Origin of the sequence: Diaminobutyricimonas aerilata, from assembly GCF_002797715.1 — a bacterium.
GTDB classification, from domain to species: domain Bacteria; phylum Actinomycetota; class Actinomycetes; order Actinomycetales; family Microbacteriaceae; genus Diaminobutyricimonas; species Diaminobutyricimonas aerilata.
This window is the reverse complement of the sequence record NZ_PGFF01000001.1, coordinates 418,000-437,711: the sequence shown is the minus strand read 5'-3', so window position 1 is coordinate 437,711 and position 19,712 is coordinate 418,000. Positions and strand designations below refer to the sequence as shown.

General features: G+C 70.0%; 23 protein-coding genes. 6 read left to right on the top strand and 17 right to left on the bottom strand.

Annotation, left to right across the window (positions count from 1 at the left end):
- Nucleotides 1-6 precede the first annotated feature (6 nt).
- From CLV46_RS02235 to CLV46_RS16605, 5 genes are all read right to left on the bottom strand, one after another.
- On the bottom strand, nucleotides 7-2,268 hold the full coding sequence (locus tag CLV46_RS02235) for an ABC transporter permease (protein WP_100363288.1): 2,262 nt from the start codon (nucleotides 2,266-2,268) through the stop codon (nucleotides 7-9).
- Nucleotides 2,265-2,960: an ABC transporter ATP-binding protein gene (locus tag CLV46_RS02230; RefSeq protein ID WP_100363287.1), complete on the bottom strand. Its 696-nt coding sequence runs from the start codon at nucleotides 2,958-2,960 to the stop codon at nucleotides 2,265-2,267. Before CLV46_RS02230 ends, CLV46_RS02235 begins: the two co-directional genes overlap by 4 nt.
- A gap of 231 nt (nucleotides 2,961-3,191) precedes the next feature.
- Complete coding sequence (locus CLV46_RS02225; RefSeq protein ID WP_100363286.1) at nucleotides 3,192-4,298, bottom strand: AMP-binding protein; 1,107 nt, start codon at nucleotides 4,296-4,298, stop codon at nucleotides 3,192-3,194.
- A gap of 13 nt (nucleotides 4,299-4,311) precedes the next feature.
- A complete protein-coding gene (locus tag CLV46_RS02220) occupies nucleotides 4,312-5,223 on the bottom strand; it encodes a 1,4-dihydroxy-2-naphthoyl-CoA synthase (protein WP_100363285.1) in 912 nt (303 codons plus the stop codon).
- Nucleotides 5,220-5,708 (bottom strand): hypothetical protein, encoded by a 489-nt coding sequence (locus tag CLV46_RS16605; protein ID WP_157802196.1) that lies wholly within the window; start codon nucleotides 5,706-5,708, stop codon nucleotides 5,220-5,222. The genes CLV46_RS02220 and CLV46_RS16605 overlap by 4 nt, the downstream gene beginning before the upstream one ends.
- Nucleotides 5,709-5,906: 198 nt before the next feature.
- Between CLV46_RS16605 and CLV46_RS02210 the strand changes: the two genes are divergently transcribed.
- The gene (locus CLV46_RS02210) at nucleotides 5,907-6,929 is read left to right on the top strand and encodes an o-succinylbenzoate synthase (RefSeq protein WP_100363283.1); all 1,023 of its coding nucleotides are present in this window, start codon (nucleotides 5,907-5,909) and stop codon (nucleotides 6,927-6,929) included.
- A 53-nt stretch (nucleotides 6,930-6,982) separates the two neighbouring features.
- On the top strand, nucleotides 6,983-7,117 hold the full coding sequence (locus CLV46_RS17040) for a hypothetical protein (RefSeq protein ID WP_281253538.1): 135 nt from the start codon (nucleotides 6,983-6,985) through the stop codon (nucleotides 7,115-7,117).
- 18 nt (nucleotides 7,118-7,135) lie between these two features.
- Here CLV46_RS17040 and ccsB read toward each other — a convergent pair whose 3' ends face one another.
- The 5 genes from ccsB to CLV46_RS02185 are packed head-to-tail and all read right to left on the bottom strand — an operon-like array spanning nucleotide 7,136 to nucleotide 11,702.
- Entirely contained in the window at nucleotides 7,136-8,095 is a 960-nt protein-coding gene (ccsB, locus tag CLV46_RS02205) for a c-type cytochrome biogenesis protein CcsB (protein ID WP_100363282.1), read from the bottom strand.
- Entirely contained in the window at nucleotides 8,092-9,738 is a 1,647-nt protein-coding gene (resB, locus tag CLV46_RS02200) for a cytochrome c biogenesis protein ResB (protein WP_245866436.1), read from the bottom strand. The genes ccsB and resB overlap by 4 nt, the downstream gene beginning before the upstream one ends.
- A gap of 4 nt (nucleotides 9,739-9,742) precedes the next feature.
- Entirely contained in the window at nucleotides 9,743-10,465 is a 723-nt protein-coding gene (locus tag CLV46_RS02195) for a cytochrome c biogenesis CcdA family protein (protein WP_100363281.1), read from the bottom strand.
- Nucleotides 10,465-11,058, bottom strand: a complete 594-nt coding sequence (locus CLV46_RS02190; RefSeq protein ID WP_245866435.1) for a TlpA family protein disulfide reductase — start codon at nucleotides 11,056-11,058, stop codon at nucleotides 10,465-10,467. Before CLV46_RS02190 ends, CLV46_RS02195 begins: the two co-directional genes overlap by 1 nt.
- The gene (locus tag CLV46_RS02185) at nucleotides 11,055-11,702 is read right to left on the bottom strand and encodes a histidine phosphatase family protein (protein ID WP_100363279.1); all 648 of its coding nucleotides are present in this window, start codon (nucleotides 11,700-11,702) and stop codon (nucleotides 11,055-11,057) included. Before CLV46_RS02185 ends, CLV46_RS02190 begins: the two co-directional genes overlap by 4 nt.
- Before the next feature lie 105 nt (nucleotides 11,703-11,807).
- On the opposite strand from CLV46_RS02185, the gene aspS reads away from it, so the two are divergent.
- Nucleotides 11,808-13,148 (top strand): aspartate--tRNA(Asn) ligase, encoded by a 1,341-nt coding sequence (gene aspS / locus CLV46_RS02180; RefSeq protein WP_100363278.1) that lies wholly within the window; start codon nucleotides 11,808-11,810, stop codon nucleotides 13,146-13,148.
- 111 nt (nucleotides 13,149-13,259) lie between these two features.
- Here aspS and CLV46_RS02175 read toward each other — a convergent pair whose 3' ends face one another.
- Entirely contained in the window at nucleotides 13,260-13,805 is a 546-nt protein-coding gene (locus CLV46_RS02175) for an NADPH-dependent FMN reductase (RefSeq protein WP_157802195.1), read from the bottom strand.
- Nucleotides 13,806-13,941: 136 nt separating this feature from the next.
- Between CLV46_RS02175 and CLV46_RS02170 the strand changes: the two genes are divergently transcribed.
- Nucleotides 13,942-14,562: a PadR family transcriptional regulator gene (locus tag CLV46_RS02170; protein WP_100363276.1), complete on the top strand. Its 621-nt coding sequence runs from the start codon at nucleotides 13,942-13,944 to the stop codon at nucleotides 14,560-14,562.
- Nucleotides 14,563-14,688: 126 nt separating this feature from the next.
- Here CLV46_RS02170 and CLV46_RS02165 read toward each other — a convergent pair whose 3' ends face one another.
- The 5 genes from CLV46_RS02165 to CLV46_RS02145 form a co-directional block, all read right to left on the bottom strand.
- Nucleotides 14,689-15,003 (bottom strand): Dabb family protein, encoded by a 315-nt coding sequence (locus tag CLV46_RS02165; protein WP_100363275.1) that lies wholly within the window; start codon nucleotides 15,001-15,003, stop codon nucleotides 14,689-14,691.
- Nucleotides 15,000-15,251, bottom strand: coding sequence for a glutaredoxin family protein (locus tag CLV46_RS02160; protein WP_100363274.1), 252 nt, complete (start codon nucleotides 15,249-15,251; stop codon nucleotides 15,000-15,002). The genes CLV46_RS02165 and CLV46_RS02160 overlap by 4 nt, the downstream gene beginning before the upstream one ends.
- 118 nt (nucleotides 15,252-15,369) lie before the next feature.
- Nucleotides 15,370-15,468: a 30S ribosomal protein bS22 gene (locus CLV46_RS02155; protein WP_003792170.1), complete on the bottom strand. Its 99-nt coding sequence runs from the start codon at nucleotides 15,466-15,468 to the stop codon at nucleotides 15,370-15,372.
- Between the two features lie 102 nt (nucleotides 15,469-15,570).
- Nucleotides 15,571-15,765 (bottom strand): helix-turn-helix domain-containing protein, encoded by a 195-nt coding sequence (locus CLV46_RS02150; protein WP_100363273.1) that lies wholly within the window; start codon nucleotides 15,763-15,765, stop codon nucleotides 15,571-15,573.
- 101 nt (nucleotides 15,766-15,866) lie between these two features.
- Nucleotides 15,867-16,310, bottom strand: coding sequence for an ArsR/SmtB family transcription factor (locus CLV46_RS02145; RefSeq protein WP_100363272.1), 444 nt, complete (start codon nucleotides 16,308-16,310; stop codon nucleotides 15,867-15,869).
- Between the two features lie 85 nt (nucleotides 16,311-16,395).
- Here CLV46_RS02145 and CLV46_RS02140 point away from each other — a divergent pair, with 85 nt between their 5' ends.
- Nucleotides 16,396-17,817 carry a TrkH family potassium uptake protein gene (locus tag CLV46_RS02140; RefSeq protein WP_100363271.1) on the top strand — a complete coding sequence of 474 codons (1,422 nt, stop codon included), beginning with the start codon at nucleotides 16,396-16,398 and terminating at the stop codon, nucleotides 17,815-17,817.
- Nucleotides 17,810-18,481: a potassium channel family protein gene (locus CLV46_RS02135; RefSeq protein WP_100363270.1), complete on the top strand. Its 672-nt coding sequence runs from the start codon at nucleotides 17,810-17,812 to the stop codon at nucleotides 18,479-18,481. Before CLV46_RS02140 ends, CLV46_RS02135 begins: the two co-directional genes overlap by 8 nt.
- A gap of 397 nt (nucleotides 18,482-18,878) precedes the next feature.
- Here CLV46_RS02135 and proC read toward each other — a convergent pair whose 3' ends face one another.
- Nucleotides 18,879-19,703, bottom strand: a complete 825-nt coding sequence (gene proC, locus CLV46_RS02130; protein ID WP_100363269.1) for a pyrroline-5-carboxylate reductase — start codon at nucleotides 19,701-19,703, stop codon at nucleotides 18,879-18,881.
- Nucleotides 19,704-19,712 lie beyond the last annotated feature (9 nt).

Here is a 19,712-nt window from a genome sequence, read left to right as displayed (position 1 = left end):
GGCGGATCACTCGGCCTTGAGGGCCTCGCTCATCGACACCTTCGCGAGCCTCCGTCCCGAGATCCACCTGGTGATCCGATACACGACCATGATCACGACGAAGCTGATGAGGATGTCCAGCGGGCTCATCATCACCGGGAGCACCATGTTGGCGGTCTCCGCGACGAGGTCGAACAGCGTGTCCGCGAACACGAGCATCAACGGCACCCCGAGCGCGAACCCCGCGATGACCGCGGGGGTCGTGCTGCCGAGGATCAACTTCGCCACCTCCTTCCTGCGGTAGCCGAGGATCTTCAGCAGCGAGATGGTGCTGCGGTTCTCGTCGATGATGAGGGACGTGACGAGCGACAGGATGATGACGGCGATCAGCGCCGCGACGGCCGTCACCGAGCCGACCACGAGCCCCGTGGGCGCGCCGATGTCGTCGAAGGCGTCGGGATCCCGGGTGTCGAGTACCCCTGAGAGCTCCGCCTCGTCGAATTCCATCTCGTGACTGGCGAGCACCGTGCGGTAGCTCCCCTCCGGGTAGCCGGTCAGTCGGTTGAAGTCGTCGAGCGGCATCGTGATGAACTGCTCGCCGTAGGCGTGGACGATCCCGTCGATCCGGAAGCTGTAGGCGGCCCCGGTGAGCTCGTTCACCACCCGCACGGTGTCGCCCTGGGAGATCCCCAGACGGTCGGCGAGCGGCGAGGTGACGTTCACCTGGTCCCTCCGCAGTTCGTCACCTCGTGAATCCTTCAGCCTCATCCCCACCGAGTCGGGCAGGAGTCCCGTGAGGTAGAACGTGGCCGACTCCCGGCCCTCGGGATGTACACGGGTCGCGTGATACGGCTCGGCTCCCTCGGGGAGAGGGTCCTCGTGCAGATTGCGCAGCGCCGTGAAGTTGTACTCAAGGGGGTATTCGTAGCGCGCCAACGCGCCCTTCTCGGTGACGGTGTTCATCGAATTGCTGAACGTGAGGCCGAACAGCATGACCGTCGACGCCGCGGCGACCCCGAGCAGCAGGAACACCAGACGCGGGATGCTGCGCAGCTGTTCGCGGATGCGGAACGTCCTCGCGAACGGCAACCGGTCCAGCCGTAGAGCGCGCTCGAGGACGTTCACCCTCGCGGACCGCTCGGTGCCTCTCATGAGGTCGGCGGCGCGCGTGCGGAGCACGCGGCGCATCGCCAGCAGGCTCACCATGCCGATCAGCACGACCGGCACGAGCACGGCGACCGCCAGGTTCAGTGGCGTGAAGAAGACAACCGTGTCCGGCAGGTTGTAGGTCGCCAGCATCGTGCTGACGAACGGTCCCACGGCGGGCAGCGCCAGCAGCACGCCGGCGATACCGCCGAGGCCGGCGATCAGCACCGGGATGATGAGGTAGTGCCGGATGAGTTCCCGCCGCCGGTAGCCGAGCGCATAGAGCGTGCCGATCACGATGCTGTCGGACTTGACCGCCCGCATGACGATCACACTGACGACCACGCTGCTGAGCAGGAAGAACGCGATCGACACCGGCAGGCTCATCGACTGCATGCTCGTGATGTTGCCCCACGGCATGCTGATCCGAGGGTTGTCGTCGGCCGCCCTCCACTCCGTGATGGCGTATCCGTCCCGGCTGATCTGCTCGCGGAACCGGTCGATCCGCTCGTCGAGTCCCTCCCGCTCGGTGAAGCGCACGCTGTAGGTCGCGCTCGGGTCCGGTGCCCCCTCCGCGTCCCGCAATGCCGTCATGTCGGGGGCCGAGATGACGCCGATGCCGAAGCCGGTGGTGGGCAGGACATCGTGGTAGTTCTTGAGGATGTAGACGTAGTTCGGCACGGCCACCGTGCCGACGACGGTGAAGGACCGGCCGTCGAGAGTGATCTCGTCGCCGAGCTGCCGGTTCTGCGCGGCGAAGAACCGCGGATCGAGCAGGACCTCCCCGGGGTTCTCCAGATCGCGTCCCGACATGATCCTCGAGGTGTTGACCTCCGTCCCCGCTTCGAGGAGCCGGAGTTCGGCGCCGGGGAGGGCGACCTCGTGCTGCGACTGCTCGTCGATCACGGCCGCGAGGTCCGCCTCCCGCGCCGGGATGTCCCGAAGGGGGCGATCCGTGGTGAAGGTGAGATCCTCCTGCCTGTTCTCCTCGGCGAACCCGACGACCATCCGCTCGAGGCTGCCCGCGATTCCGGTGGCGGCGGTGAAGTAGAAGCTGCCGACGAGCACGAGGATGACGGTGCCGACGAACCGGCCCTTGCGCTCGGCGATCATCCGCCGGACGCGCCGGCCCAGCGCCGTCACCAGTCGATCCTCTCGGCGGGAATGGGCTGGGCGTTGTGCGTCGCGGTCACGACGTCACCGCTTCGCATGCGGAAGACGCTGTGGGCCATGTCGGCGATCGCCTCGTTGTGGGTGATCATCAGGACGGTCGTGCCGAAGTCGGCGTTGACCTGCTGGATGAGGGCGAGCACGTCGCGGGACGCCTCCGCGTCCAGGGCCCCGGTGGGCTCGTCGCACAGCAGGAGCTTGGGGTTCTTCACGATCGCTCGCGCTATCGCGACACGCTGCTGCTCGCCGCCCGAGAGCTCCCTCGGGAACCGATGCTTCTTGTCGGACAGCCCCACAGCGGAGAGCACCTCGCCGGTCGACAGTGGCTGCCTGCTGATGTTGGAGACGACGTCGATGTTCTCGCCGGCCGTGAGGTTCGGCACGAGGTTGTAGAACTGGAAGACGAACCCGACGCGGTCCCGCCTGTACTCGGCGAGCCCGGCGTCGTTGAAGTCGGTGATGCGCTGTCCGTCCACCTCGACCGAGCCGTCGTCCGGCCGATCGAGACCGCCGATCACGTTCATCAGCGTCGACTTGCCCGACCCGGATGGGCCGAGGATGACGCCGATCCGTCCCTGATCGAGTTGGAGATCGACGCCTCGGAGAACCGGCGTCACCACGCCGGTGTCGTAGCTCTTCGCGAGCCCTGAGACTGAAACAAACATTCGCTGTCCTCGTGGTCCGGTGGATATCGGTCGAGGCGCGCGTATGACGCTGCCGATCGGCCGACGCCGGCGCCTCGGCGACAGCATGAGGCGTTGATGCAGGGTCAATGTCAAGACCCGATTCGCTGCACCGAGGCGGATCTCCGCCGATCGAAGCGAGACGGCGGACGCCCAGCGGGCGCGAACGATGCCCCTCACCCCTGGCGGGATTCGAGGCCGATCACACCGCCTTCAGCGCTGCGCGGCTCGGACCGTGAGCTCGCGCCGATCCGGTTTGCCGGACGGCAGCAGCGGCAGCTCGTCGACCACGAGCACCCGGAACGGGCGAGCGGCCGCGCCGAGCGCGTGCCCCACCGCAGCCCGCATCCCGTCGAGGTCGGCGGTGTGCGTGGTCACGACGACCGGCACATCACCCCACTCCGGGTGCGGCGCGGCGACGACCACCGCATCCGCGAGCCCCGGCAGGTCGCGCACGACCCGCTCGACGGCGCCGAGTGACACCTTCACGCCGCCGCTGATGATCACGTCGTCGGCGCGGCCGGTCACCTCGAGCGGACCGCCGTCGCCGAGGCGCCCGAGGTCGCCGGTGCGGTACCACCGCTCCCCCGCGTCGTCGACGAAACGCTCGGCCGTGAGTTGCTCGTCGGCGAGGTACCCCTCCGCAAGCACGCTGCCCGCGACCTGCACCTGCCCGTCGACGATCCGCAGGCGGGTGTCGCCGATGGGCCGGCCGTCGTAGACGCACCCGCCGCTGGTCTCGCTCGACCCGTAGCTGCGGCTCACGGCGAGTCCGGCGTCGAGCGCCTCGGCGAGCAACGTGGCCGGGGTCGCCTGTCCGCCGACGAGGATGCGGTCGAGCCGGAGGGCGGCGCGCCGGGCCTCCGGATGCTCGAGTATCCGGGCGAGCTGGGTCGGGACGAGCGCGACGTACCGGCGGGACGCGTCCATCCGGCCGACGGCCTCGATGAACGCCTGCGGCTCGAACCGGCCGACGAGCGGCACCGGGTCGTTCTGGGCTGCGATCGATCGCACGAGCACGTTGAGCCCGGCGATGTAGTGGGTCGGCAGCGCGAGCATCCACTGTCCCGGCCCACCGAAGGCCGACGCCGACGCCGCGGCGCTCGCGAGCAGGGCATCCGCGCTCAGCATCACGCGCTTCGGCCGGCCGCTCGACCCGCTCGTCTCGACCACGACGGCGACGCGCTGCGGGACCTGCCCGGGAAGGTCATGCGGGCGCTCGGCGCCCTCGGCGAGCGGCAGGACGGCGTCGCCGCCGGCGAGCGCCGCCCGCAGCGCCTGCGGCACCTCGGCGGCACGCACCGCGCGCAGCCGCCTCATCGTTGCGTCCGGGTCAGAAGTGCCACGGGTAGGGCGACCAGTCCGGCGCCCGCTTCTCGAGGAACGCGTCGCGTCCCTCGACGGCCTCGTCCGTTCCGTAGGCGAGGCGGGTGGCCTCGCCGGCGAACACCTGCTGCCCGACGAGCCCGTCGTCGACCGCGTTGAACGCGAATTTGAGCATCCGGATGGCGGTCGGCGACTTGGTGAGCACCTCGCGCGCCCACTCCAGCGCGGTGCGTTCGAGGTCGGCGTGCGGCACGACGGCGTTCACCGCACCCAGTTCGTACGCCCGCTGAGCGGAGTATTCGCGGGCGAGGAAGAACACCTCGCGCGCGGCCTTCTGCCCGATCTGCCGGGCGAAGTACGCGCTGCCGTACCCGGCGTCGAACGAGCCGACATCCGCATCCGTCTGCTTGAAACGGCCGTGCTCGGCGCTCGCGATCGTGAGGTCGCAGACGACGTGCAGGGAGTGCCCGCCGCCGGCCGCCCATCCGGGCACGACGGCGATGACGACCTTCGGCATGAAGCGGATGAGGCGCTGCACCTCGAGGATGTGCAACCGACCGAGCGACGCGGTCTGCTCCGGGGACGGCGCGGTCGCGTCGTCGCCTTCGTACTGATAGCCGGAGCGTCCGCGGATGCGCTGGTCACCGCCCGAGCAGAAGGCCCAGCCGCCGTCTTTCGGGCTGGGGCCGTTGCCGGTGAGGAGCACGACGCCGATGCGCGGGTTGCGGCGGGCGTCGTCGAGGGCCGCGTAGAGCTCGTCGACGGTGTGCGGGCGGAACGCGTTGCGCACCTCGGGGCGATCGAACGCCACGCGGGCGATGCGCCCGTCGGTGGAGTGGTGGTAGGTGATGTCGGTGAGCGAGTCGAAGCCCGCGACGTCGGTCCACTCCGACGGGTCGAACAGCTCCGAGACGGTCACGCGCCGACTCCCGAGAACAGGTTGAGCACCGACAGCATGACGAAGGGGTTGGCGACGAAGCTGACCGCCATCGCACCGAAGCCCCACCCGCGACCGAGGTTCGCGACGGCCGCGACGGCACCCATCAGGAACGTGACGAGCGAGCCGAAGATGACGACGTAGGCGATTCCGGTGGCGACCACGAAGGTAGCCGGATCATTGGAGAGCACGATGCCGACGATGTTGCCGGCGAGCAGCAGCAGCGCGAGCACGAACGTCGTGATGCCGAGCACCCGGTTGCGCGGACGCGGCGAGTCGGCCGGGGTGGTCCCTTCGACGGGCTCAGGGACCGGGGCCGGCTCAGTCGCCGAGGCAGGCGCCGTCGGGGTGGGCCCTCCGACGGGCTCGGGGACCGGGGCGGGGTCGGGGGCCGGGGATGGCGCAGACGCCGCGGCGGGCGGCGGGGTGGCGGGCACCGCGCCGCCGGGATCGCGCTGGTCGTTCACGTCCCCACCCTAACCGCGGCGCCCGGACGCCGGCCCGTCGCCCCGGCGCCCCGCATCCGGCCCGCCGGCGCCCTCGTACCCGTCGAGCGTGCCTCCATCCGACGTTTGAAGCGCCGATCCGCCTCGGAAACGTCGGATGGAGGCACGCTCGGCGGGCCACACGGCGACAGGCGGGGCGAGCGGTGCCACACTGAACGGATGCTGCCCTCCGTCGAGGAACTCGTCGACCGGGCCCGCGTCGTCGCACTGCCGCTCGCGACGCGGTTCCGCGGCATCGACGTGCGCGAGGCGCTCCTCATCGAGGGCCCGCAGGGCTGGACCGAGTTCTCGCCGTTCGTCGAGTACGACGACGCGGAGGCGGCCGCGTGGCTCGCCGCCGCGATCGACTTCGGCTGGACCCCGCATCTCGGGGCCGGCGACGTGCGCGTCAATGCGACCCTGCCCGCCGTGCCGCCCGAGCGGGTCGCCGCGGTGCTCGACCGGTTCCCCGGCGTGCGCACCGTCAAGGTGAAGGTCGCCGAACGCGGGCAGACCCGCTCGGACGACGTCGCCCGCGTGCGCGAGGTGCGTCGGCGGATGGGGGCCGAAGGGCGCATCCGGATCGACGCGAACGGCGGGTGGAACGTCGATGAGGCGGAGCACGCGCTGCGCGAGCTCTCCCCGTTCGACCTCGAGTACGCCGAGCAGCCGTGTGCCACGGTGCCGGAACTGGCCGAACTGCGCGAGCGGATCGCGGACCTCGCGATCCCGATCGCGGCGGACGAGAGCGTGCGCAAGGCAGCGGATCCCCTCGCCGTCGCCCGCGAGGGTGCCGCCGACCTGTTGATCGTCAAGGCGCAACCGCTCGGCGGCGTGACGGCAGCGCGGCGCATCGTCGCGGCCGCCGGACTGCCCGCCGTCGTCTCGAGCGCGCTCGACACGTCGGTCGGCATCGCGATGGGAGCGCATCTCGCCGCGAGCCTGCCCGACCCGGGTCTCGATCACGGCCTCGGTACCGCGGCGCTGCTGAGCGCCGACGTCACCGACGACCCGCTGCTGCCCCGCCTGGGACGCGTCGAGGTGCGGCGCCCGACCGTGTCGGCGACGCTGCTCGACCGGCACGCGGCGAGCCCCGAGCGCACGGCATGGTGGCTCGACCGGCTCCGGCGGTGCCGCGCCCTGCTCGACGGTCCGGATGGGTTCGGGACGGATTCGGACGGATTTCCGCGATCCGCGTCATGATCCCGGGGGTGGACCCCTCTGTCTGGTTAACGGGAGCAGCAGGGGGTTGCATCATGGTGGATGTGCTGGGGATCACGACGCTCGCATCGGCGGCGGTCGCGCTCATGAGCGGGCTGGTCGCAGTGGTGCTGTACTACCGCTGGCGTCCGCTCGACGACCGGCCGCGCGTCATGCGCCGCGGACTCTGACCGTCGGTCGGCGCGGGGTCACAACCCCGAATAGACGTGGAGCCCCTTGAAGAAGAGGTTCACGATGGTGAAGTTGAACAGCACCGCCGCGAATCCGACGATGGCCAGCCACGACGACCGTGATCCGCGCCATCCGCGCGTCGCGCGGGCGTGGATGTACCCGGCGAAGATGACCCAGATGATGAAGGTCCACACCTCTTTGGTGTCCCAGCCCCAGTAACGGCCCCAGGCCCGCTCGGCCCAGATGGCGCCGAACACGAGCGTGAAGGTCCAGAACACGAAGCCGATCACGTTCACCCGGTAGGCGAGGTTCTCGAGCGCCTCCGCTCCCGGCAGGGTGCGCAGGAAGGTGAGGCCCGAACGACGCGCCTCACGCCGTGCTTGCAGCAGCTGCGCGATCGAGAGTCCCGCGCCGAGGGCGAAGAACCCCGTGGCGAGGATCGCGACGAACACGTGCACGACGATCCACACCGACTGCAGGGGCGGTGGAAGCGGCACGGGCCCGACGTAGAAGTTGACCGTCGCGAGCACGAGGGCGAGCAACGCGAACCCGGTGATGTAGGTGCCGAGGTACTCGATCCGCTGCCACAGGTGCACGAGCAGGAACACCCCGACGATGATCGTCGTGCCGGTGAGCGCGAACTCGTACATGTTCGACCACGGCACGCGCCCGCCCGCGGCGATGCCGCGCGTGACGACCGCGGCGACGCCGAGCAGGAACCCGATGGTCGTGAGCGCGAGGCCGACCCGCGCGAAGCGGGGCGTGCGAGCGGAGCGCTCGTCGACGGCGACCGGAGCGGCGACGAGGGTGGTGGTGCCCCCCGAAGCGGATGCGACGGCCGGCTGGGCCGCCGCCGTCTCACCCCGGCGGGCGGCGCGGCGGGAGAGGTCGATCGTGAACGCGATGAAGGCGAGCGCGTACACCACGATCGCCGACACGGCGGCGACGAGCGAATACGAGGTGAGGGCGTCGTTCACGAGTGCATCCTACGTTCGAGTCGTTGAGCGTGCGCCGTGGCGAGATCGGCCACCGCGCGCTCGAGGTTCGGGTCGTCGCCGCGCGCGAGCGCCGCGTATTCCAGGCGGGTGCCGCCGTCGATCGGCGTGGCCTTCACCCACATGCGGCGGCGCGGCACGAAGAGACTCGTGAGCAGACCCGCGATCACGAGCACGGCGAACAGCAGCACCCAGCCCTGCGTCGGGTCGTGGTGGATGTCGAGGCTCACGAAGCGCTGGATGCCCTCGAAGGTCACCGATCCGAGACCGTCGGGCAGGTCCGCGCTGCCGCCGGGTTCGAGCACGATCGGATCGATGCCCGTCTCGCCGCCGGTGCGCTGTTCGAGCTCGTCGACATCGAGCGCGTAGACGTTGCGGGGCACGCCCTCGTCGAGCCCGAGGTCACCGGTGTACAGGTTCATGCTCAGCACGGGCAGCTCCGGCTCCGGCCACACCGAGGTGAGCGCCCCCGATTCGAGCGGCGCCGCGGTCGGATAGAAGAAGGCCAGGAAGGCGAGGTCGTCGGGTCGGGCATCCGGTGCCTTGATGACCCCGAGGGAGGTGTTGTTGCCGTCCTGCGGCAGGAACGGCACCGGCTGGGAGAACGCGACCGCCCCGGTGCTGTCACGCACCGTGATGACCGGGGCGTACCCGTTGCCGAGCAGGTAGACCTGATTACCGCCGATCTCGAGCGGGTGGTTGACCTTGATGGTCTGCTGCTTCTCGGTGCCGTCCTGGGTGGTCGTCGTGACCTTCGCCTCGAAGTCGGTCGCCTGCGGCTGACGCGTCTCGGCGTTCTCCTCGTACTCGGCGGTGAAGTCGTCGAGGCGGATGCTGAACGGCTCGAGCGCGGACTCGTCGAAGAACCGGCCGGGGTTGAAGCTGTCGTAGCTCGTGAGCGCGTTGGTGAACGCTCGGTCCTGCACGATCACCTTCTGCCCGGTGTAGCTGAATCCGCCGCCCGCGCCGACGGCGACGAGGATGCCGACGAGCGCGCTGTGGAAGACGAGGTTGCCGGTCTCGCGCAGGTACCCGCGCTCCGCCGACAGCGAGGACGCTCCGTCGCGGCCCTCCGCCTGTCCTGAGCCTGTCGAAGGGAAGGGCTCGATGCGGTACCGCTGGGAGCGCAGCAGCTTGCGTGCCTCGTCGATGGCGACCGCGGCATCCGCCGTCGTGTCGGCCGTCGCGTACGCAGGCAGGCGCTGCAGGCGGGCGGGGGTGCGCGGCGGCCGCGCGCGCAGGGCGTCGTAGTGGTGCTTGGCGCGCGGGATGATGCAGCCGACGAGTGAGACGAACAACAGCAGGTAGATGGCCGAGAACCACACCGAGGTGTAGACGTCGAACAGCTGGAAGAAGTCCATCACGGGCACGGCGTCGGGGTTGTCGCGCTTGAACTGCACGACGCCGTTGGGGTCGGAGCTCGTCTGCGGGAACAGCGAACCCGGCACGGCGGCCACGGCGAGCAGCAGCAGCAGGATGAGCGCGGTGCGCATGCTCGTCAGCTGCCGCCAGAAGAAGCGCAGGTAGCCGACGGGGCCGAGCTTCGGCTGGGTCACGGTGCCGGCGGGGGCGTCGAAGTGGTCGGACGGGCGGAGCGGGTCGTGCGTGCGCTCGCCCGCGGTCACCTCATCAGAGGACGGTCTCGAAGCCACTGATCACCGCCCCCAATCGCGACATGAGCACGGCCCAGATGCCCGTCACCATGAGCACGCCGATGACGATGAGCACGACGCCGCCCGCGATGTTGACGGCGCGGATGTGGCGACGCACCCAGGTGAGGGAGCTGCCGACCCAGCCGAGGCCGAGGGCGACGAGCAGGAACGGGATGCCGAGCCCGAGGCAGTAGGCGAGGCCGAGGAGCGCCGCGCGCGGCGGGTCCTGCACCGCGAGCGACGAGACCGCGACGAGCGTCGGGCCCAGGCACGGCGTCCAGCCGAGGGCGAAGACGGCGCCGAGCAGCGGCGCGCCGACGAGTCCGGCGCGCGGCTGCCACGACGGCTTCACCGTGCGCTGCAGGAACGTCACCTGACCGAGGAAGACGACGCCCATGACGATCACGACGACGCCGGCGAGGCGCGAGAGCAGCCATTCCCACTGCAGCAGGAACACGCCCACCGTGCCGATGAGCACGAACCAGGCGAGGAACACCACGGTGAAGCCGAGCACGAAGAGGCCGACTCCTGCGAGCATCCGCCCCCGCCGGGCCGAGGTGCCGTCGGTCATCCCGGTGACGTAGCCGAGGTATCCCGGCACGAGCGGCAGCACGCACGGCGACGCGAAGGAGACGAGGCCTGCGAGCAGGGCGATGGGGAGGGCCGCGACGAGGCTGCCGCTCTCGACGAGCGACCCCATCACTCGGCCTCGGCGAGCACGCGGTCGATCATCGACTCGAGGATCGAGGCGGCCTCGAGTCGCCCGCTGATCCGGCCGGCCACCCGGCCCTCCCGGTCGAGGACGAGCGTCGTGGGAACCGCGTTCGGGGGCACGTCACTCACGAAGGCGAGCTGCACGGAGTTCGTGCCCGCGTCGAGCACCGTCGGGTAGCTCACCTCGTAGGTGCGGGCGAACGCGTCGGCGGTCTCGGCGTCGTCGGTGGTGTTCACGCCGATCAGCTGCACGTCGTCGTCCGCCACCGCCGCGGCGACCTCCTCGAGGTCGTCGGCCTCGGCGCGGCACGGCGGGCATCCGGCGTACCAGAAGTTGACGACGTAGACCTCCCCGACGTGGTCGTCGCTCGACAACTCCGTGCCGTCGGGGGTCTCGCCGGTCCACTCGACGGGTTCGCCGCGGTCGTCGGGCGCGATCTCGACGACGGCGCCGTCGCCGGAGATGTAGTTCTGGTCGCCGCCGTCGCGGTACTCCTCGGCGAGAGGATCGCTCGCGGTGCAGCCGGCCAGCGCGAGGGCGACCCCGAGCGCGGCGACGGCGAGGGCTCGGCGGGTCACACGGCTCCCAGGTCGACGGATTCGGCGAGCAAGTCTGCCGCAGGATCCTGATAGTCGATCTCGGCGAACGAGGTGGGGGCGCTCTCGCGGTACTCGAGGGTCGTGATGCTCGAGAGGCTGCAGCGACGCCGGCGCGGGTCGTGGTACAGCTTCTTTCCGTTCACGGAGCGGTGCACCATCCAGATCGGCAGCTGGTGGGTCACGAGCACGACCTCGCCGTCATCGACCGACGACCACGCGTCGTGCACGACCGAGAGCATCCGTGCCGCGATGTCGACGAAGGGCTCGCCCCAGCTGGGGCGACGCGGGTTGCTCATCCACGGCCAGGTCTCTGGTTGCGTCAACAACCCCGGACCGAACGAGGCCCGGCGGCCCTCGAACTTGTTGTGCGGTTCGATGAGGCGCTCATCGGTCGTGATCTCGAGTCCGAAGCGGTCCGACCAGGGCTTCGCGGACTCCTGCGTGCGCTGCAGCGGACTCGCATAGAGCTTGACGATGGTGCGACCCTGCAGGTGCGCGGCGGCGCGCTCCGCCATCCGGTGGCCGAGATCGCTCAACCCGAACCCGGGCAGGCGGCCGTAGAGCACGCGGTCCGGGTTGTGCACCTCGCCGTGGCGGACGAGGTGGATGAGCGTCGCCGGCATACCTTCCAGTCTACGTTTTCTACGCCGTGTCGAAAATCGGCGGATGGGTGTCCCTCCCCGTCGGCCCGGGGCCCGCCGTCCCGCTCGCGACTAGACTCGTGCCCCGTGACCGCACGCACCCCGATCAAGCATCTCGCCGCCCAGCAGGACGGCCCCATCACCGTCAGCGGATGGGTCGACACGGTGCGCGATCAGAAGAAGGTGCAGTTCGTCGTGCTGCGCGACGAGTCCGGGGCGGTGCAGCTGGTGAACCCCGCCGTCCGCGAGCTCGACGAGACGGATGCGGCATCCGCCGGCCGCCTGGCCATCACGGAGACGATCAGCGGCCTCAGCCAGGGCAGCTTCATCACCGTCACCGGTGAGCTCAAGCACGACGAACGCGTCAAGCTCGGCGGCATCGAGGTGAAGATCGGCACGCTCGAGGTGATCACGCACGCGATCGCCGAGACGCCCATCGCCGAGGACTCGAGCATCGACAAGCGCCTCGACTGGCGCTTCCTCGACCTGCGCCGTCCGGAGCAGAACCTCATCTTCCGCGTGCAGACGACGTTCCTGCACGCGCTGCGCACCTGGTGGGTCGAGCACGACTTCATCGAGATCCAGACCCCCAAGCTCATGGCGAGCGCGTCGGAGTCGCGGGCCGAGCTGTTCGAGGTCGAGTACTTCGAGGGCAAGGCGTACCTCGCGCAGAGCCCCCAGTTCTTCAAGCAGATGGCGCAGCCCGCCGGTTTCGGCAAGGTGTTCGAGGTCGCCCCGGCGTTCCGCGCCGACCCGAGCTTCACGAGCCGCCACGCGACCGAGTTCACGAGCATCGACGCCGAGATGAGCTGGGTCGACTCGCACGAAGACGTCATGCGGATGCACGAGGAGCTGCTCGTCGCCGGCCTGACTGCCGTCAAGCAGAAGCACGGTGCCGAGATCGAGGCCCTCTTCGGCCTCGAGGTGACCGTGCCGACCACGCCGTTCCCGCGCATCCCGCTCGCCGAGGCGAAGCGCATCGTCGCCGAGCGCGGCTACGAGGTGCCGCGCGCCGACGACGACATGGACCCGGAGGGCGAGCGCCGCATCGCCGCGTACGTGAAGGAGGAGTTCGGCCACGAGTTCGTGTTCCTCACCGACTACGCGTCGAGCATCCGGCCGTTCTACCACATGCGTCACGAGGGCGACCCGGGTCTCACGAACAGCTACGACCTCATCTTCAACGGCGTCGAGATCTCGACTGGAGCGCAGCGCGAGCACCGCATCGACGTGCTCGAGGCGCAGGCCCGCGAGAAGGGCCTCGACCCGGAGGAGCTCGGCTTCTACCTCGACTTCTTCCGCTACGGGGTGCCCCCGCACGGTGGATTCGGCATGGGCCTGCAGCGCGTGATCATGCTGCTGCTGCACCAGCCCTCGATCCGCGAGGTGACCTACCTCTTCCGCGGACCCAACCGCTTGACCCCGTAACCCGATCGGCAGCCCGGCTCCGACCCGCAGCGACGCACGCCGTCTCCCGTCTCGAATCGCGGGTGCGCACCGCCGACACCCGCAAATCGGGACGGGAAATCGAGTCGGTCGTCAGGAGACGGCTGCGGCCGGCGCGCCCACGGCCGCGGCGAGGTCGTCGACGGCGATCTGCAGGCGCAGGTCGAGTCCCGCGTCGAGCACTTCCCCGTCGGGGCGGATGCGGTCGGTCGCGTGAGCGACGACGACCGGGTCGATCGGGCGGGCACCGAGCGCGAGCACCGCGGGCAGCAGCCCGGCGAGCCCGCGCACGCCGCCGGTACGTCCGGGCGACGCGCTCATGAGGAGCGTGGGCGTACCGGCGAGCGCGTTGCAGCCCGCGAGCCACGCGAGCGCGTTGGTCGTCACGCCGGAGGGCGCTTCGAGGTACTCCGGTGACGAGATGATCGCGACGTCCGCGGCTTCGGCGAGCAGGCGGAACTCGCGCACCGCCGCGGGCACGGGGTCGAGGTCGTCGCGGAAGAGCGGCAGGTCGGGCACGAGCCTGCCGCCGACGAAACGCAAGTGCGGCGCGCGGGCCGCGACGGCGCTGAGCAGCGCCGCGTGCAGCGAGCCGGTGCGGAGGCTGCCGCACAGGGCGAGGGCGACGGTGGCCGACATGTCCGCATGGTAGCCCCACCCGCCGCAGGCCGCCAGCGGATACCCGACGCAGCAACTATTGACGTTTCGACTTCGCCGATATATCTTTGACGCATCGCGAGCCGTTCGCGACACAACGCTATGAAAGGCGAACATCATGAACACCCACGAACACCACCGTCACCACGAGAACGATCACGACGGCCACCAGCACGACGGCGGGCGATTCCGGCACGGCTTCGCGCTGCGCGGCCCACACGGACACGGGCGAGGCGGGCGGGGACCGGGCTTCGGTCCCGGCGCCGGCTTCGGTCCCGGATTCGGTCCGCGCGGCGGCCAGCGAGCCGGTCGCGGCGACGTGCGCTCGGCCATCCTCTCCCTGCTCGCCGACGGACCCTCGAACGGCTACGGCCTGATCAAAGCCATCGCCGAGAAGACCGCCGGCGCCTGGCGCCCCAGCCCCGGATCCGTCTACCCGACGCTCCAGCAGCTCGTCGACGAAGAGCTGATCGTGTCGAGCGGCGACGGCCGACGCACGCAGTTCGACCTCACCGAGGCCGGTCGCGCCTACGTCGAGGAGAACAAGGAGCAGCTCGATCGCGCCTGGCAGGCCGTCGCCGGCGCAACCGAGGAGGACGCCGAGTTCCATGCGAGCGTCGGCAAGCTCATGGGCGTCGTGCAGCAGTTCCGCTTCGCCGCGACTCCCGAACAGCGGGCCGCAGCGACGGAGAAGCTCGACGAGACGCGCCGGGCGCTCTACCTCATCCTCGCCGACTGAGCCGGGGCGTCCCTTCGACAGGCTCAGGGACCGACAGGCTCAGGGACCGACTGGCTCAGGGACCGACGTCTCAGGGACCGCCAGGCCCAGGGACCGACGTCTCAGGGACCGGCCGCCCGGGCGCGGTCAGATCACGCGGCTCGGGGCTTCGAAGTCGACACTCGCCCGCTCGGCGACGACCGAGCGCACGAACGACACCACCTCGAGGTGTGCCGGATGCTGCTGATAGGTCTCGAGGCCGTCGAGGTCATCGAAGTCGGCGATGAGCACGACGTGCCAGTTCTGCTCCGGATAGGCGGTGTTGCGCGCCACCTCGAGCGACTTGATCTCGGGGATGAGCGGCACGAGGGAACGCAGGCGATCGACGATGGCCTGCGCGTCGGCGTCGCGCTGCGCCTCGTCGACGGCGCGCAGCTTCCAGGTGACGACGTGGCGGATCATGCGCCGGCCTCGGCGAGCGCCGCCCGCAGTCGGGACTCGTCAACCCGCCAGATGGTGTGCACCCGGTCGTCGATCAGCACCACGGGGATCTCCTCCACGTATCTCTCGAGCAGGTCGGCGTCGTCGAGGATCGAGCGCTCGTCGAACCGGACGGACGGATGATCGACGAGCACCCGCTGCACCGTGGCCCGGGCGTCGTCGCACAGGTGACAGCCCGGCTTGCCGAGCAGGGTCACGTGCACCGTCACGCCCCCACAGTAGAGGAGACCGCCTCCCGAAGCACGGGCACGGAGCCGGGTCGCTCGGGACGAGGCCGGAAACGACGAACGCCAGGCCCGAGGGCCTGGCGTCCGGAAGTCCGGGGACTTACTTCTTGTTGCGACGCTGGTGACGCGTCTTGCGAAGGAGCTTGCGGTGCTTCTTCTTCGCCATACGCTTGCGGCGCTTCTTGATGACGGAGCCCATGTGTACCTCACTGCCTACTGACGGAACCGACCGGTCCGTTCAGAACCGCGGAAAACACAACCCGCCGAGTGTACTACGTTTCGCGGGGAGCCGACCAGCGGGTCAGCCGACGTCGCGCTTGCCGGCGTCGATCGCGATCGCGACGGCCGATTCCGGGATGCGGAACGACCGGCCGAAACGCACGGCCGGCAACTCGCCCGAATGCACCAGCCGGTACACCGTCATGTTCGAGACGCGCATCATCTGCGCGACCTCGGCGACAGTGAGGAAACGCACATCCGACAGATCCGGCGACATGCGCGTGCTCCTCCCGGGGGCCGTGCCTCCGGTGCTGGTGTGACTGGAGTGCTGGAACTCGAATATAGGGGCAGGAGTGTCGCGGTGTAAATGGAGGGATCTCACCGGCGCCCGGTGCGGTCCACCAGGTGCTTCACCGCGCGCAGCGGTGCGGAGGCGCGATGGGCGGTCTCCGCGGCCGCCCGGCCCACCCGATCGGCGACGTCGGTGCCCGCCCACGCCGCGAACACGGCGGTGTCATCCGAGTCCGCCGGATCGAGTTCGGCGTCGATGAACGGGGCGATCCAGCTCTCGATCTCGACGAGCGGGGCGCCGTCGACCCGGTAGTACCGGTGCTGTGCGGCATCGCGCACCGTGACGAGCCCGTGGTCGCGCAGCACCTTGAGGTGCTTGGACACGGTGGGCTGGCTGATGCTCAGCCGCTCGACGAGCTGCCCCACACTGAGCTCTCCCGCGGCGGTGTCACCGCCGCTGCGGCTCTCGAGCAGCGCGGCCAGGATGTCGCGGCGGGTGGCGTCGGCGATCACGTCGAAGATGTCGGGCACCCGCCCAGGGTATCCAACGGGTCCGTGAGCGCCGGGGGCCGGGGTTACCATGTCGTCGGTTCGTCGCCCGACGGGAAGGAAGCGGATGGGCAGCACGCCCGTAAAGCGCAAGTCCGTCCTGGGCCGCATCCGGGACTCGATCGACCGCATCGCCGCGGGTACCCCGGCGCGTTTCGGCATCTACATCTTCGCCGGCCTCATCGTGCTGTTCACGGGGCTGCTCTCGCTGCCCATCTCGACGGCGAGCGGCGAAGTGCCGCCCCTCGCCGACGCGGTCTTCACGGCCGTCTCGGTCATCTGCGTCACCGGGCTCAGCACGGTCGACATGGCCACCTACTGGTCGGGCTTCGGCCACAGCGTCATCCTGCTCGGTGTGCAGATCGGCGGCATCGGCGTGCTCACGGTCGCCTCGATCCTCGGTCTCGTCATCTCCCGCAAGCTCGGGCTGCGTCAGCGGCTCCTCGCGGCGAGCGACGCCAACCCGCTGCGCATCCGCAAGGGCGTCACCGAAGCGCAGGCCGTGCGTCTCGGCGAGACGGGAAGCCTGCTGCTGACCGTCGCGGTCAGCGCCCTCGTGATCGAGGTGGCGGTCGCGCTGCTGCTGCTGCCGCGCATCCTGATCGAGGGCGTGCCGCTGCTCGACGCCCTCTACCAGTCGTTCTACTTCTCGGTGATGGCGTTCACGAACACCGGATTCCTGCCGACGAGCGAAGGCATCGAGCCGTACGCGAGCGACATCTGGTTCCTCGGGCTCATCATGGTCGGCGTCTTCCTCGGCGCGATCGGCTTCCCGGTGATCTACGCCCTGCTGCGCAACCACAAGGAGCCGCGGCGCTGGTCGCTGCACGTGAAGCTCACCCTCGTCACCACGCTGCTGCTGTTCGTGCTCGGCGGCTTCGCCTTCTACCTGCTCGAACTCGACAACCGCGACACCTTCGGCGCCCTCGATCCGGGGCAGCAGATTCTGCAGGCGCTGTTCCTGTCGATGATGACGCGGTCGGGCGGCTTCGCGACGATCGACATCGCCGAGCTCAACGGCTCGAGCCTGCTCGTCGCCGACATGCTCATGTTCATCGGCGGCGGATCCGCGTCGACCGCCGGCGGCATCAAGGTCACCACGCTCGCCGTGCTGTTCCTCGCCGCGTTCGCGGAGGCGCGCGGAAACGACGAGATGGAGTCGTTCGAACGGCGCGTGCCGTCGGATGTGCTGCGCCTCGGCGTGAGCGTGGTGCTCTGGGGCGCGACGACCGTCGCGGCGGCGTCGATCATCATCCTGCAGATCTCGAAGGCTCCGCTGGATCACGTGCTGTTCGACGTGATCTCCGCCTTCGCGACCTCGGGCCTGTCGACGGGGCTGACGGCGGCGTTGCCGGACTCCGGACAGTACGTGCTCGCCGCGACGATGTTCATGGGACGCATTGGTACAGTGACGCTCGCCGCGGCGCTCGCCGCCAGCCAGCGGCGACAGTTGTTCCGGCACGCCGAGGAGAGGCCGATCGTTGGTTGAGAAGATCCCGCACGACGCCCCGGTGCTCGTGATCGGACTCGGACGCTTCGGCGCGGCCACCGCCGGCCAACTCGACCGTCTCGACCGCGAGGTGCTCGCCGTCGACGCGGACGCGGGTCTCGTGCAGAAGTGGTCGGAGCGGGTCACCCACGCCGTGCAGGCGGATGCGCGCAGCATCGACGCCCTCCGCCAGATCGGTGCGCAGGAGTTCGCGATCGCGGTCGTGGCAGTCGGCTCGTCGATCGAGGCGTCGGTGCTCATCACCGCGAACCTCGTCGACCTCAAGATCCCGCAGATCTGGGCGAAGGCCATCAGCCAGTCGCACGGCAAGATCCTCGCGCGCATCGGAGCCAACCACGTGATCTACCCCGAGGCGGAGGCCGGCGAGCGCGTCGCGCACCTCGTGTCGGGGCGGATGCTCGACTTCATCGAGTTCGATGACGACTTCGCCATCGTGAAGATGTACCCGCCGAAGCCCATCCGGGGTCTGCCGCTCGGGGAGTCGCAGGTGCGGCGCAAGTTCGGCGTGACGGTCGTGGGGGTCAAGCCTCCGGGCAAGGATTTCACCTACGCCACCCCCGAGACCGTGATCTCGAACCACGACCTCATCATCGTGTCGGGCACGAGCGGCGCGATCGAGCGCTTCGCCTCCGTGCAGGGCTGACCCCGCCCTCCCGCACTCCGACGTCGGGCGCCCCCATGGAGGTCTCGATACGGCCGTGAACGGCCTACTCGACCGGCGAGCATCGCGACTCGATCCTCGAGTCGGCGAGAACATCGCCAAGGCGAACCCGTTCGCGTGGTTTTCGCCAACTCGCCGACCCGCGTGGGCCATCGCGGGCTCCCGAGGCGGGTCGTCGCGGGCTCCGGGGGCGGGTCGGGCGCCGACCGCGATCGACGGGTGCCGCGCATCCTTTCGCCCGCCGCGGAAGTGTCGGCGGCACCGTGGAGAACGCGCGGCACGTCCATACCGCGCAGTCCGACGACGGACGCCCTCCGAGGTCTCGATACGGCCGTGAACGGCCTACCCGACCGGCGCAGCTCGCGAGCTCCCGGGCGGGTCAGGCGCCGGCCGCGATCTCCTTCGCGCGAGCGAGGGCGGATGCGGTCGCCCGGTCGAAGAGCGACTTCAGGTCCGCGGTCTCGAGCTCCGCGATCGCACGCTCCGTGGTGCCGTTCGGGCTCGTGACCCGACGACGCAGCTCCTGCGGGGGGACGCCGGAGGCGCGCAGCAGTTCCGCGGCGCCGAGGAACGTGTCGTTCACCATGAGCGCCGCCTCCTCCGGCGTGAAGCCGGCATCGATGGCGGTGCGAGTGAGTTGCTCGATCAGGTAGAAGACGTACGCAGGACCCGACCCGGAGATCGTGCTGAGGGCGTCGATGCGCGACTCCTCCACGACGAGCACCGAGCCCACCGTCTCGAACAGGCGCACCACGAGCGCGAGGTCCGACTCCCCCGCCCGGGAACCGGACGCCACGCCGGTGACGCCGCGCCCGACGAGCGACGGGGTGTTCGGCATCGCGCGCAGCAGCGCACCGCCCCACACCGCCTCCATCGCCGCGAGCGGCACGCCGGCCGCGACGCTCACGACCGCCGCATCCGGCTCGAGCGCATCCGCGATCTCGGTCAGCAGCGGCACGATGCCCACCGGCTTGACGCCGAGCACCACGATGCGCGCGCCCGACACCGCCCGGCGGTTCGCGTCGGCGTCGACCTCGGTGGCGAGTGAGAACACGTTCTCGCCGGTGATCGCGTCGGCTTTCGCGGCGGTGCGGTTCGTGACGCGGATGCCGCCGTCGACCTCCACCGAGCGGAGCCCGCCGAGGATCGCGCCGCCCATCGAACCCGCTCCGAGGATGGCGATGGTGGGGAGGGAGTCGCTCACGCGCCGAGT

Coding starts and splice junctions, on each gene's coding strand:
- CLV46_RS02230 (WP_100363287.1), bottom strand. CDS start 2,960: ATGTTTGTTTCAGTCTCAGGGCTCGCGAAGAGCTACGACACCGGCGTG.
- CLV46_RS02225 (WP_100363286.1), bottom strand. CDS start 4,298: ATGAGGCGGCTGCGCGCGGTGCGTGCCGCCGAGGTGCCGCAGGCGCTG.
- CLV46_RS02210 (WP_100363283.1), top strand. CDS start 5,907: ATGCTGCCCTCCGTCGAGGAACTCGTCGACCGGGCCCGCGTCGTCGCA.
- CLV46_RS17040 (WP_281253538.1), top strand. CDS start 6,983: ATGGTGGATGTGCTGGGGATCACGACGCTCGCATCGGCGGCGGTCGCG.
- CLV46_RS02195 (WP_100363281.1), bottom strand. CDS start 10,465: ATGGGGTCGCTCGTCGAGAGCGGCAGCCTCGTCGCGGCCCTCCCCATC.
- CLV46_RS02185 (WP_100363279.1), bottom strand. CDS start 11,702: ATGCCGGCGACGCTCATCCACCTCGTCCGCCACGGCGAGGTGCACAAC.
- CLV46_RS02175 (WP_157802195.1), bottom strand. CDS start 13,805: ATGTCGGCCACCGTCGCCCTCGCCCTGTGCGGCAGCCTCCGCACCGGC.
- CLV46_RS02170 (WP_100363276.1), top strand. CDS start 13,942: ATGAACACCCACGAACACCACCGTCACCACGAGAACGATCACGACGGC.
- CLV46_RS02165 (WP_100363275.1), bottom strand. CDS start 15,003: ATGATCCGCCACGTCGTCACCTGGAAGCTGCGCGCCGTCGACGAGGCG.
- CLV46_RS02155 (WP_003792170.1), bottom strand. CDS start 15,468: ATGGGCTCCGTCATCAAGAAGCGCCGCAAGCGTATGGCGAAGAAGAAG.
- CLV46_RS02150 (WP_100363273.1), bottom strand. CDS start 15,765: ATGTCGCCGGATCTGTCGGATGTGCGTTTCCTCACTGTCGCCGAGGTC.
- CLV46_RS02140 (WP_100363271.1), top strand. CDS start 16,396: ATGGGCAGCACGCCCGTAAAGCGCAAGTCCGTCCTGGGCCGCATCCGG.